This is a genomic window from Chryseobacterium soldanellicola, assembly GCF_900100115.1.
GTDB classification, from domain to species: domain Bacteria; phylum Bacteroidota; class Bacteroidia; order Flavobacteriales; family Weeksellaceae; genus Chryseobacterium; species Chryseobacterium soldanellicola.
This window is the reverse complement of record NZ_FNKL01000002.1, coordinates 413,494-425,690: the sequence shown is the minus strand read 5'-3', so window position 1 is coordinate 425,690 and position 12,197 is coordinate 413,494. Positions and strand designations below refer to the sequence as shown.

Annotated in this window: 12 protein-coding genes; 4 read left to right on the top strand and 8 right to left on the bottom strand. The window is 35.8% G+C overall.

Translation table 11 applies throughout. The features are described 5' to 3' along the window. Positions 1-9 precede the first annotated feature (9 nt). The 5 genes from BLT04_RS06735 to BLT04_RS06720 form a co-directional block, all read right to left on the bottom strand. Entirely contained in the window at positions 10-639 is a 630-nt protein-coding gene (locus tag BLT04_RS06735; RefSeq protein WP_089754991.1) for a leucine-rich repeat domain-containing protein, read from the bottom strand. Between the two features lie 11 nt (positions 640-650). Continuing rightward, complete coding sequence (locus BLT04_RS06730; protein ID WP_089755544.1) at positions 651-1,304, bottom strand: leucine-rich repeat domain-containing protein; 654 nt, start codon at positions 1,302-1,304, stop codon at positions 651-653. A 267-nt stretch (positions 1,305-1,571) separates the two neighbouring features. Further along, entirely contained in the window at positions 1,572-1,742 is a 171-nt protein-coding gene (locus tag BLT04_RS18880) for a hypothetical protein (RefSeq protein ID WP_170828441.1), read from the bottom strand. A 233-nt stretch (positions 1,743-1,975) separates the two neighbouring features. Further along, positions 1,976-3,013, bottom strand: coding sequence for a patatin-like phospholipase family protein (locus tag BLT04_RS06725; protein ID WP_089754989.1), 1,038 nt, complete (start codon positions 3,011-3,013; stop codon positions 1,976-1,978). Positions 3,014-3,201: 188 nt separating this feature from the next. Next, complete coding sequence (locus BLT04_RS06720) at positions 3,202-3,702, bottom strand: M15 family metallopeptidase (RefSeq protein WP_089754987.1); 501 nt, start codon at positions 3,700-3,702, stop codon at positions 3,202-3,204. A 184-nt stretch (positions 3,703-3,886) separates the two neighbouring features. Here BLT04_RS06720 and BLT04_RS06715 point away from each other — a divergent pair, with 184 nt between their 5' ends. Further along, on the top strand, positions 3,887-5,164 hold the full coding sequence (locus BLT04_RS06715) for a Y-family DNA polymerase (RefSeq protein WP_089754985.1): 1,278 nt from the start codon (positions 3,887-3,889) through the stop codon (positions 5,162-5,164). 58 nt (positions 5,165-5,222) lie between these two features. Here the strand turns inward: BLT04_RS06715 and BLT04_RS06710 are convergent, their stop codons facing one another. From BLT04_RS06710 to BLT04_RS06700, 3 genes are all read right to left on the bottom strand, one after another. Next, positions 5,223-5,834 carry a YdeI/OmpD-associated family protein gene (locus BLT04_RS06710; protein ID WP_089754983.1) on the bottom strand — a complete coding sequence of 204 codons (612 nt, stop codon included), beginning with the start codon at positions 5,832-5,834 and terminating at the stop codon, positions 5,223-5,225. A gap of 3 nt (positions 5,835-5,837) precedes the next feature. Then, a complete protein-coding gene (locus tag BLT04_RS06705; protein ID WP_089754981.1) occupies positions 5,838-6,977 on the bottom strand; it encodes a serine hydrolase domain-containing protein in 1,140 nt (379 codons plus the stop codon). A gap of 83 nt (positions 6,978-7,060) precedes the next feature. After that, a complete protein-coding gene (locus BLT04_RS06700; protein ID WP_089754979.1) occupies positions 7,061-8,602 on the bottom strand; it encodes a glycine--tRNA ligase in 1,542 nt (513 codons plus the stop codon). A gap of 525 nt (positions 8,603-9,127) precedes the next feature. On the opposite strand from BLT04_RS06700, the gene BLT04_RS06695 reads away from it, so the two are divergent. The 3 genes from BLT04_RS06695 to BLT04_RS06685 all read left to right on the top strand — a co-directional run bounded on the left by BLT04_RS06695 (position 9,128) and on the right by BLT04_RS06685 (position 12,166). Further along, positions 9,128-10,183: an alpha/beta hydrolase-fold protein gene (locus tag BLT04_RS06695; protein ID WP_089754977.1), complete on the top strand. Its 1,056-nt coding sequence runs from the start codon at positions 9,128-9,130 to the stop codon at positions 10,181-10,183. A gap of 76 nt (positions 10,184-10,259) precedes the next feature. Then, a complete protein-coding gene (locus tag BLT04_RS06690) occupies positions 10,260-10,955 on the top strand; it encodes a pseudouridine synthase (protein WP_089754975.1) in 696 nt (231 codons plus the stop codon). A gap of 188 nt (positions 10,956-11,143) precedes the next feature. Continuing rightward, complete coding sequence (locus BLT04_RS06685) at positions 11,144-12,166, top strand: quinone-dependent dihydroorotate dehydrogenase (protein ID WP_089754973.1); 1,023 nt, start codon at positions 11,144-11,146, stop codon at positions 12,164-12,166. Positions 12,167-12,197 lie beyond the last annotated feature (31 nt).

Genomic DNA, 12,197 nt, shown 5'->3' with positions numbered 1-12,197 from the left:
ATTTAAAATTTAACTGATAAGACGGCCTCCGGAGACCTCGGTTTCAGCACTGAAAGAATCAGAATAATAGCCTGTATTTTCTCCTAAAATCACAGAACGGATAGGATTGTAATTGAACGCCTGATGGCCTATTCTCAAAACACTTCCGGGGATTGTTACTTCGGTTAATTTATTTCCGGCAAAGGCAAGGTCTTTAATTTCAGTAATATGATCATGAATCTCTAAGGATAGTAATGCGCCGTATGCAAAAACACCTTCATTCACCACCGTAATGCCTTTAGGAAGCTTTAAAGAAGTAAAAAGAGAACTGCTAAAAGCATATGAACCAATATCTATAACGCTGTCAGGGATGCTTATTTCTGATATTGCCAGGCTCATGGCGAAGTTTTCGGGAATTCTTAGTGTGCCGGGCTTAATAAATATCCTTCTTTTTTGTATGTGTGCTATGGAAGCGTCTCCGTTTTCATCGATTGCCGCATAAAAGTCATTGGCGCGAGGCCCATTTTCCAGTCCGGTGATTTTTGTCATGTCAATTTTCTCCTCCTTATGCCAGTAAGAATCCAGCCATTGCCAGAAATGTTCCTGTGTTGGTTGGTCTCCATTTTCAAAATAGAGCTTTAGTTCTTCTTTTGTTTTCATGATTTAGATTTTTAGCTTTGAAGAGGCTCTGTTCCTCTGTATGTAATTGTTGCCGTAGCCGGAATTCCTGAGTTTCTCAAATCTAATCCTGCCGGTGCAGAAACGGTTTCAAGAGATGGTATTGCAAATGCATTTTGTCCTACAGATCGTACTGTGCTTGGAATATCTAAATTTTTAATAACAGATGCCGCGGAGCAGTTAAATGCCTTTTCCCCAACAGTTGTTAAGCCCTCATTTAAAACAATAGATTCTAATGAATCCTGACTGTTATAAGTATTCACTTGATTGTAAAATGCATAAGGCTGAACAATTTTTAAAGTTGAAGGCGTTATGATTTTTTTTATATTTTGTCCATTAAATGCATTCTGCCCGATTTCTATAAGACCTTCATTAAGATTTAGTTCAAAAACCTGAGCAACAAAACCGTAATATAAATATGCATAATCTGCAATTTTCTTTACATTATCCGGTATTGTTACGGAAAGATAAGATCCCTTAAATTCGTCATTAACAATTAAAGGACAGATTTTTTCTACAAAACCAATTGAATTTTGGGAAATTTTCTCCTCTTTGTGCCAATAAGAATCCAGCCAATGCCAGAAATGTTCCTGTTTTGGTTGGTCTCCGTTTTCAAAATAGAGCTTCAATTCTTCTTTTGTTTTCATAAATTTTGTTTGGTTAATTAAAAGATTAATAGGAAGGCTGTTTTTTTAAGTGGTTTAAGCCAAATTCCACTTTGCTGATTAATTTTGTTTCATTTTTACGGTTATTATTTGTGATTAATTTTTAAACACAGTTCTGGCTGTCCAACATTTTGTGAATGGTGAATTCAAAGGTTTTTAAAAGGCTTTAATGATTGTTTAGTGTCTTTTTACGGATACCTCAAAAGTAATATTGGAGAGCGACAGAACTGGCGTGTTTAAAAATTTAGTTTAATAAATTGCTTCTTCCAAAGCATCGTTTTCAAAATCTTCCCGGAAGAAATTTTCAATGTCATCGAGATAGTTTTCATAGTCTATCTCTGCGTTTTCGATGTCGCTCCACTCAATGGTATAAAGCTCTTCATCGAAGATTGTATCTGGATTGTGATTTGGTGTTTCCATGTTGTGTGTTTTAAAATTCGGGTTAGTTTTTGAACATATTTCGGGCTGTCCGACATTTTTAAATGTAGAATTCAAGGTTATTTTTAAAGTTTTAATGATTGATTTTTGTGTCTTTGTTTATACTACAAAAGTAGAATCCGGAGACGACAAAACTTGACGTGTATTTGAAAATATTTTTAATTTTTAAAATATAAGTTTTTAAGCTTATATTAATACTTTATAAGCAAAAAAGCTTATATTTTATTCCTGATTAATTTCTGGGCAATCTGGTTTAAAGTTTCTCTGTTGTCATCAACATAGCTCAAGCCGGCCTGTATCAGATTTTCGATATTAGCCCTTGTAACGTTATCCATAGCAGGAGAAGCGTTCTTCAACGAAGGATTTAGTCGAAAATAATTTTTCTGATTTCTCTGTCCTAATGTCTGAAACATTTGAGCGATTTGATAATCAACTGTTTCAGCATTTGCAGACATCAAAATATCGATAATAGGATTTACCCAACCTATTTTTCCGGCTTTTTCCAGTTTTTTGAACGAATAGGATCTCGCCTCAATTCCCGTTCCGATAGAAATGACAATCATGTCGTTAACCGTTGGGTGGTTGGCTTTCTGATGATTTTTCAACACTTCCGCAAAAGGTGTTTTTCTGGCTTCGGCATACGCGCAAAGCGCAGGGTTGTTGGCAAACATTCCGCCATCGATTAAGCTGAAGATCTGTCCGTACATCGATTTAATCTGAACCGGACTAAAATAAGTCGGCGCCGCTGAGGTCGCTCTGCAAACATCTTTTACATAAAAATTATCTGTGCTCAAATTTGCTTTACATGAATTAAACAGTTTTGCTCTTCTGTTTTCTATGTCGTAACTTGTTATTAAGCAGGGTTTTATTAATTCTTTTAATTCTAAATTTCCAAAAAAGTCATTCAAATTTTTTTCAAGGGCCTCCTGAGAGATTTTTTCGTTCAACAAACCAAATGGGTTGATCAATTTCTCCCAAAAAGAAACCTGAAATATATTACCACCTTTTTCAGCATACAATTCCAATCCTTTTTGGATCGAATATTTTGCTTTGCGGTGTTCGTCAGGGCATAAAATGATTGAAGCAATCAAAGCTCCTGTGCTGCTTCCAGCAACCAGATCAAAATAATCCCCGAGCTTTGCGCCCGGTTTATCAAGAATCTGAAGCTGCTCCTCTATGTAGCGTAAAATAATGCAGGTAATGATACCTCTTATCCCGCCTCCGTCTAAAGAAAGAATGGTTGTCTTTTTCATGCGATTTTTACTTTTACAGGAAAATACCTGGCTACTTTAGACAACTAAAACCAATAGATTTCCGAAAAAATGTCTATTGGTTTCAGCTTATTATTGTAATTGCTTTTGGTGTTTTTCTGTAAAGCAAAGGTAGATCGGGAAAGCGACAAAACTCGTCGTATTAAAAAATAAATTCAACTAAAAGAGAATTAAAATATGGCATAGTTTTCCTTATCTCTAGGCATTTTAGCTAATTTTCTCCAGCTTGTTTTTATGACACCTTTTTTGGTTGGAATGCTCTTTTTTTCAAAGTGGGGAAGGTCTTTGAAGGTCTTCCAGTTTCCACCCCAATCCCAGCCATGTCTGGCAAAAATTTTTACACATTCGTACCAGTCGGCAACTTTGTCGTTGTCCCAGTCTTTTGCGGTATCCCAGCTTGCGGTTTTTCCGTTAATGATTAAACAAATGTCAACCGCCAGACCATAATTGTGAATACTTTGTCCGGCTTTGGCGTTTGTTACTTTTTTTCCGGCTGTGATTCTTCCGATCGCGTATAGCTTTTCCTGCTCTTCAAAACTTCTCAGCCCTTGTGTGACTCTCACCTTTGCTTTTCCGGTGAGAGCTGCATCACATTCATTAATAATTTGCTTCACTTCTTCTCTTACCAGAGGATGAAGCTTTTCAATTCTTTGTAAGGTTATTGTATCCATATTTCAATTTTTTTAGTGTTTTGGAAAACAAAGATAAAAACAGATTACGACAAAACTTGACGTATTTAAAATAATTTAATGCTTTGATATTCAATTAATTAAAATTAATGTTAAAATTTAAATTTACCATAATATTCCATTTTAAATGTTATAATTTTGTAGATCAAATGTTCAGAATAGAATCATGTACGCCTTAGTAGATTGCAATAATTTCTTTGTTTCCTGTGAAAGAACTTTGGATCCTACACTTGAAAATAAACCCGTTGTGGTACTTTCCAACAACGACGGTTGTGTTGTGTCCCGAAGCAAGGAAGCAAAAGATTTGGGAATTCCTATGGCGGCTCCTGCGTTTAAATATAAAGAACTCTTCAGAAAACATGATGTGAAAAGCTTTTCTGCAAAATTTGAATTATATAATTTTAAAAGTCAGCGTGTTATAGAGATTTCGACGGCATATGTTGACAAAGCTGATTTTGAGGTGTACAGCATCGATGAATTATTTTTAAATCTAACAAGTTTTAAATACATTAATATCTATGACTACTGTGTTAAAATCAAAAATGAAATTAAAGATAAAGAAAATCTTCCTGTAAGTATCGGAATTGCACCGACCAAAACCTTATGCAAAGTCGCGAACAGAATTGTTAAAGACTTTCCGGATAAATTTCACGGAGTTTATAGTTTAGACACTCCCGAAAAAATTGAAAAAGCTTTAAAATGGCTTGATATAGGTGACGTTTGGGGCATCGGGCGAAGGCTTGCCGCAAAAATGCATGACAGCAGAGTTTACAAAGCCTGGGATCTGCTTCAGAAGCCTGAAATGTGGGTTCGTAAAATCATGGGAATCCACGGGGTGAGAATGATTAATGAACTGAAAGGAATCCGTCAGTTAGAACTTGACAGCCCGTCGCCTAAAAAATCGATCGCCGTTACCCGGAGCTTCATGGAAATGCTGACGAAAAAAGAAGACGTCCGCGAGCGTGTGGAGACTTTCGGAATGTACTGTTCTGAGCGACTAAGAAAACAAAATACCTGCTGTAAAATGATTACGGTTTTTGTGCAGACCAACCGTTTTCGAAAAGATCTGCCGGAATATAGAAATGCCGTTACAAAAGTGCTTTCAAACCCCACCAACTCTTCAATTCTCATTGGCAGAGTCGTAAATGAGCTATTTGAAAGTATTTTTAAAGAAGGTTTTCATTACAAAAAAGCGGGAGTGATCGTTAATGATTTTGTGCCTGAAGATCAAAGGCTGATCAGTCTTTTTGAAGAAGATGCTCAAAATCAGCATTTACCGGTAATGAAGGCGATGGATGCGATGAATAAAAAATATGGAAAAGATAAAGTCCGTCTCGGAAGCATGAGTGGTGAAAATACCTTTGGCCGCGCACAGCTCTCTCCGGAATATGAAGCATTTTTGAAAAATAATACGCTGACAGAAGCAAATTTCCGTTTCCACTAAAAGTTTAGTTTAGAATTAAAAAATTCAAATTATAGCTCGTCATTTATAACTCAAAAAATCACTTTTTTTCATATTTCCAGTTTCTTCCTTTGCCTTCAGAGATCCATTCTATGGCTTGTGTCATTCTTTTATTTCGCGTTGCTTCAGTTTTGGCTTCCGTGATCCACATGATGTATTCTTTTCGGTAAGAAGACGATGATTTTTCGAAAACTTCCAATGCTTTTTTGTTTTGATTTAAAACATTTTGAAACTCATCAGGAACTTCAATTTCGGTTTTAGACGGAGCTGCTTTTTTCATGGTAACACCCATGTCCGTTAATTCCATTGCTTCTTTGATTGCTTTTTTAAACTGAGGTTTTGAGGGGAGATCTTCAATTTTAGTAATTTTTCCTAAACTGAACATTGAGTTTTTCTCAATATCTTTTGTGATTTCCTGCATGGTTTTCATTTCCTTTTCAAGCCAGAATCCGAAGGTACAATGTTGTTTAAATGAAGCCATCGAGCAAAGAATTTTACTTTTATACATAAAATTCGGAAAGCTCCACTTCATAGCCTCCTCCGCATCCGGACAGAATTCGTGAACGGTTTCACGGAGATAATTTAAAATCGGCTTTGCAAAATCCTGAGATTTTTCAATGTATTCATCGACTTTTGAGCTGTATTTTTCCATTTTTTATTGAAATAATTTTACGGTTTCATTCACAAGAAATTTCACCTGATCCGGTCTTCCTCTGTCTGTTTTAGGAAGATTGTTGTAGCTTCCGGTTCTTACGATCACCATATTGTGCTCCGGAATCATGATAATATACTGCCCCTGAAGTCCCAAGAAATAATAATGTTTGATAGGATTGTCGTTATTGATCCAGAAGCCCATTCCGTAGATTTCTCCGGATTTTTGGGTTGGAGTTTTCATTTTTTCAATAAAATCAGGATCCAGAATTTGTTGGCCATCAACTTTTCCGTTATCTAAAAATAACTGTCCCACTTTTGCAAAATCCCTCGTATTGGAGTGGATGCAGCAGTAGGTTTTCTCCATTCCGCTTTCATCGGTGCTCCATTCGGCATTTTGTTCCATTCCCAACGGAATCCAGAATTTTTCGGATAAATAACTTGCCAGAGATTGGTTAATTGCCTTTCTCACGGCAAATCCCAATAATTGTGTCGAACCGCTCTGATATTCAAATTTTGTGCCCGGATTTTGTTTAAATTTTCTTGAAAAAGTAGCCCTCATAAGACTTCTCCCGTAATAAGCTTTGGCATTCGGTAAAAACGGATTTTTATAATTTTCATCCCAGTTTAAACCGGCTTCCATTTGAGCTAAATTTTTTAGAGTTAAATCTTTTCCGAATTCCTTATCATTAAATTCTTCAAAAAAATCAGAGAATTTAGCGTTAATATTTTTGATTTTTCCTTCTTCCAAGGCTTTTCCTAAAAGCATCACCGTTACAGCCTTTGCCATGGAAAAAGAATTGGTTTTTGAAAGCTGATTATAGCCGTTCCAGTATTGTTCGTGAATTAATTTTCCATCTTTTACAACCAAAAAAGAAGCCGTGTTGGAATGAATTAAATCATCAACTATGTTTTTCGGTAATTCTGTTTTATTATATTCAGAGGCTTCTTCCCAAAGCTTCGGACTTTCGGTAGCGATGATATTGCTGGAGAAAAATTTTCCGTCATCAATATTGGCGCTTGATTTACCTCTTAAATATGTTTTTGAAATTCCATTGAACAGATAGCCGTATCCGAGAATATAGATGAGGATAACAGCAATAATGAGAATGATTAAAAAGCCTTGTAATATAATGAGCCACATATATTTTGATTTGGATTAGTTTAAAAACAAATCTATTCAAAAAAAGTGTATGAAAAAAGCCCTGATTTCTCAAGGCTTTTAGATTATATTTTAGAAAGTAAATTTCTGAAGTTTGTTTTCTCATCGATGATCCTTCTCAACTCGGAAACAGGAATTCTTTCCTGCTGCATCGTGTCTCTGTCTCTGATCGTAACTGTGTGATCCGTAAGCGAATCGTGGTCTACAGTGATACAGTAAGGCGTTCCGATCGCGTCCTGTCTTCTGTAACGTTTTCCGATCGCATCTTTTTCTTCGTAGAATAAGTTGAAATCGTATTTTAAATCATTGAAAATATTTTCTGCATATTCTGCCAAACCGTCTTTTTTCATTAACGGAAGAATAGCTGCTTTAATTGGCGCTAAAGCCGGAGGTAAAGATAAAACCGTTCTTTCCGAACCATCTTCCAAAACTTCATCTTTTAGACAATGAGAGAATATAGAAAGGAATAATCTGTCTAAACCTACAGAAGTTTCTACAACGTAAGGAACGTAGTTTTCATTTCTTTCCGGATCGAAGAACTGAAGTTTTCTTCCAGAGAATTTTTCGTGAGCTTTTAAATCAAAATCTGTTCTTGAGTGAATACCTTCCAGTTCTTTAAATCCAAACGGAAAATTAAACTCAATATCAGCTGCAGCATTGGCATAGTGAGCCAATTTCTCATGATCATGGAATCTGTAATTTTCATTTCCTAAACCTAAAGCCAAGTGCCAGTTAAGACGTTTTTGCTTCCATTGTTCGTAGAATTCAAGTTCAGTTCCCGGAGCAACGAAAAATTGCATTTCCATTTGTTCGAATTCACGCATTCTGAAAATAAATTGTCTCGCAACAATCTCATTTCTAAATGCTTTTCCTATCTGTGCAATACCAAAAGGAAGTCTGTGACGTGAAGTTTTCTGTACGTTTAAGAAATTAACGAAAATACCCTGAGCTGTTTCTGGTCTTAAATAAAGATCCATCGCAGAATCTGCAGAAGCACCTAATTTAGTTCCGAACATCAGGTTGAATTGTCTTACTTCCGTCCAGTTTTTAGAACCTGTATCAGGATCAGCAATTTCCAGTTCTTCAATTAAAGCTTTTACATCAGCAAGATCTTCATTTTCCAATGATCTTGCCAATCTTGAAAGAATAGTCTCTCTTTTTGCTCTGTATTCCAAAACTTTTGGATTGGTAGCTTCAAATTGAGCCTTATCGAAAGAATCACCAAATCTTTTTGCTGCCTTTTCAATTTCTTTATTCTCTTTTTCTTCAATTTTCAGACAGTAATCTTCCACCAAAACGTCTGCTCTGAAACGTTTTTTAGAATCTTTATTGTCAATCAATGGATCGTTGAAAGCGTCTACGTGGCCCGATGCCTTCCATGTTGTCGGGTGCATAAGGATCGCCGAATCGATACCTACAATATTTTCGTTAAGCTGTACCATCGCTTTCCACCAATATTGCTTGATATTATTTTTTAGTTCGGCACCGTTTTGTCCATAATCATAAACTGCGGATAAACCGTCGTAGATCTCACTCGAAGGAAAAATAAAACCATATTCTTTAGCGTGAGAAATCACTTTCTTGAAAACATCTTCTTGCTTTGCCATAATTTTTTAACGTCTGAAGTGCAAAAATAATGTTTTTTATCGGGAAAATATTAATATCGGGAAGAACCTACATTGGATATCGTCATTAAAAGGCAACCGCCTAAACCAACAATCAATAGAATGCGGCAATAATCAATAAAAGTATTCTTATCGTTCTGTGTTTTTCAGGATCTGTAGCAGCTAATGTAAGTGCTAGTATGACAATAGAAATAATTGCCAGCGTTACGAAAAAGCTAAAATATTTTTCCATAATTTTTAGACATTCCTGTTTTACGAATGTAAAGAAATTTACCGGAGATCCGTTCAGGCTTTAAGAATTAAAATTTTCAGGAGCCGGGAACCTGCTTTCTCTACTCGCTATTTTCAGGGTTTTGGGGCGGCGGCTACGCCGCCGCCCCAAAACCCTGAAAATGAGCTCAAACATGCCGTTCAATCAGGGCTAATCACACAAAAAATAAATTTTAACACATTATTGTCTTTTTTTGAGACAATTTAACGAAATTTGTTTCACTTAAAAGTTTTACAATGAAAAAATCCGGTTTTTTACGATTAGTTTTTGTTTTGCTGACTCAGTTGTTATGGGCTCAACAAATTCCGGAAGGAAAAGTGGTTACGACTTACATCACGGCAAAAACTTTAAACAACAAAGCCGGAGAACATCCTAAAAGGAGAATTTCGGTTTATCTTCCGCCGGATTATGACAAATCTTCGAAAAAATACCCTGTCATTTATTATTTGCATGGCTTTTTCTGGAGCGACAGTTTGTTGGTAAACAGTGATAAAATCAATCATATCATCGATCGTGCGATCAATTCAAAGAAAATAAAACCTGTGATAGTAGTAATGCCGGATGAAAGCACAGTTTTCAAAGGAAGCTTTTATGCCAATTCAAAATCTTCAGGAAACTGGTCAGATTTCACATCTTTGGAGCTGGTGGATTTTATTGATAAAAATTACAGAACAATTGCTAATAAAGACAGCCGCGGAATTTCTGGGCATTCAATGGGCGGAAATGGGGCGTTGCGAAATGCATTTCTTCATCCGGAAGTTTTTTCGTCTGTTTATGCCCTATCTCCCGGAATTCTGGATGTTCGGTATTTTGCTTTGACAGAAATTGATTCATATAAAAATCTGAAAAATATTAAGGAAGTAAAAGATCTTTCAAAACCTGAAAATGCAAGAACGAATATCATTTTTGCCATCGCAAGAGCCTACAACGGAAATGAAGATAAACCGCCTTTTTTTGCAGATTTACCCTTTTCTTTTGAAGGAGATGAATTAAAAATAAATGCTTCCGTTGCAGAAGAGCTTAAGAAAAACTCTACCTCGGAATTGGTTTTTACACAATATGAAAACATTAAAAAATTAAAAGCGATAAAATTCGATTGGGGAAGGAATGACGAATTAAGACACATTCCGCCAAGTTGTATGAATTTAAGCAAAAACCTTGAAATGCTTAAAATAAAACATGAAGCCGAAGAATATATCGGAACGCACGGAAGCGAGGTCAGCAAAGAAAACGGGCGAATTGAAAATCAGATGTTACCCTTTTTCAATAATCATTTGAAATTTGAAGAATAATGTGAATTTTAAAGCTTGCTGCAGGATTTTCAATGTGTTTAGGAGTAAATAAATCGAAAACCTCTACTTTTGTCCCATGTTAGAAATTCTTTATTGCGACGAACATCTCATTGCCATCAACAAGCCAAGCGGATTATTGGTTCATAAATCTTTTTATTCCGGAGCAGCAGATACGTATGCCATTCAGGAGTTGAAAAAACAGATCGGGCAAAAAGTTTATCCTGTGCATCGTTTAGACCGAAAAACGTCGGGTGTTTTGCTGTTCACTTTAGATAAAGAAACCTTAAGAAGTATGAGCGATCAGTTTGCATCACGAGAAGTAGAAAAGAAATACATTGCCATTCTTCGTGGCTGGACGAAAGAAGAAGAAACGATCGATTATGATTTAATTAACGAAGATGAGGTCAAACAAAACGCCATTACCTATTATCATCGTTTGCAGACTTCGGAAATAGATTTACCTTTTTTAAAACATCAGACTTCAAGATACTGCTTGGTTGAAGCTATCCCGGAAACGGGAAGATTTCATCAGCTGAGAAAACATTTTAAGCATATTTTACATCCGATTTTAGGCTGCCGCAAACACGGTTGCAATAAACAGAATAAATTGTGGCTGGAAACATTTGAGATCAACAAAATGACACTTCACGCTCATCAATTGATTTTTAATCATCCTGTTTCTAACGAAAGAATTACGGTAAATGCTGCTATAGATGATGAATTCAAGAGAGTAGGGGATATTTTGAATTTCGATTTGACTTCGTATTCGTAGTTTTTACATTTTTACCATAAAGTTTGTCATCCTGAAAGGATTTCAGCAAAGTTATTAGAAGTTAATTTGGAAAGATTCGTATCTGGATCCTTCCAGGATGACATTCGGGGATATTTGTTATCAAAAAAATATAATGTGTTGATCAAAGATTAATTTTAAAATAAGTATTTTTGTGAAACTTTTTTTCAATGTACAAATCGCTTATTCGCCCGATCCTTTTTAAATTTGATCCAGAAGAAGTTCATTATTTTACTTTTTCGATGCTTAAAAATTTCCCTTTTTTAACGAAGCTTTTTCTTCCAAAACCCATTGTAGATAAAAGACTTGAGAGAGAAGTTTTTGGGTTGAAATTTAAAAATCCTGTGGGTCTTGCTGCGGGTTTTGATAAAAATGCAGTGCTTTTTGAAGAGCTTTCTAATTTAGGTTTCGGATTTGTAGAAATCGGAACTTTAACGCCAAAAGGCCAGCCTGGGAACGAAAAAACAAGACTTTTCCGTTTAAAAGAAGATTCTGCAATTATTAACAGAATGGGCTTTAATAATGAAGGCGTAGACGCGGCCGTTGAAAGATTAAAGAAAAATAAAAACGTTCTTATCGGTGGAAACATCGGAAAAAATAAAGTAACGCCTAATGAAGAAGCGGTAAACGACTACAAAATTTGTTTCGAAAAATTATTTCCTTACGTAGATTATTTTGTCGTAAATGTGAGCTCGCCAAACACTCCAAATCTTCGAGAATTGCAGGATAAAGAACCTTTAACTCAGCTTTTGGGAACTTTACAGCAAATGAACACAGAGAAAGCAAATCCAAAGCCTATTTTATTGAAAATTGCTCCGGATTTGTCTGATGATCAGCTTTTAGACATCATAGATATTGTAAAAGAGACAAAAATCGCGGGCGTAATCGCTACAAACACGACACTTTCAAGAGAAGGATTAAATTCAAAAAATAAATCTGAAATGGGTGGGCTTTCCGGAAAACCTTTAACCAAAAGATCAACAGAAGTTATCCGTTTTCTTTCTGAAAAAAGCAACAGAGCTTTTCCGATTATCGGGGTTGGAGGAATTCATACTGCAAAAGATGCCATCGAAAAACTGGATGCCGGTGCAAGTTTGATTCAATTATACACAGGATTTATCTACGAAGGTCCGGAATTGATCAACGAAATCAACCAAGAGCTTTTGAAAAGAGCGAGCAGATTGCCGAGATAAAAAATATAGATAAGAGAAAGAGAGTTTAATA

Excerpts from the sequence above, each read along its gene's own strand:
- BLT04_RS06735 (WP_089754991.1), bottom strand. The coding sequence starts at position 639 with ATGAAAACAAAAGAAGAACTAAAGCTCTATTTTGAAAATGGAGACCAA.
- BLT04_RS06730 (WP_089755544.1), bottom strand. The coding sequence starts at position 1,304 with ATGAAAACAAAAGAAGAATTGAAGCTCTATTTTGAAAACGGAGACCAA.
- BLT04_RS06690 (WP_089754975.1), top strand. The coding sequence starts at position 10,260 with ATGTTAGAAATTCTTTATTGCGACGAACATCTCATTGCCATCAACAAG.
- BLT04_RS06700 (WP_089754979.1), bottom strand. The coding sequence starts at position 8,602 with ATGGCAAAGCAAGAAGATGTTTTCAAGAAAGTGATTTCTCACGCTAAA.
- BLT04_RS06705 (WP_089754981.1), bottom strand. The coding sequence starts at position 6,977 with ATGTGGCTCATTATATTACAAGGCTTTTTAATCATTCTCATTATTGCT.
- BLT04_RS06685 (WP_089754973.1), top strand. The coding sequence starts at position 11,144 with ATGTACAAATCGCTTATTCGCCCGATCCTTTTTAAATTTGATCCAGAA.
- BLT04_RS18880 (WP_170828441.1), bottom strand. The coding sequence starts at position 1,742 with ATGGAAACACCAAATCACAATCCAGATACAATCTTCGATGAAGAGCTT.
- BLT04_RS06710 (WP_089754983.1), bottom strand. The coding sequence starts at position 5,834 with ATGGAAAAATACAGCTCAAAAGTCGATGAATACATTGAAAAATCTCAG.
- BLT04_RS06720 (WP_089754987.1), bottom strand. The coding sequence starts at position 3,702 with ATGGATACAATAACCTTACAAAGAATTGAAAAGCTTCATCCTCTGGTA.
- BLT04_RS06715 (WP_089754985.1), top strand. The coding sequence starts at position 3,887 with ATGTACGCCTTAGTAGATTGCAATAATTTCTTTGTTTCCTGTGAAAGA.
- BLT04_RS06695 (WP_089754977.1), top strand. The coding sequence starts at position 9,128 with ATGAAAAAATCCGGTTTTTTACGATTAGTTTTTGTTTTGCTGACTCAG.
- BLT04_RS06725 (WP_089754989.1), bottom strand. The coding sequence starts at position 3,013 with ATGAAAAAGACAACCATTCTTTCTTTAGACGGAGGCGGGATAAGAGGT.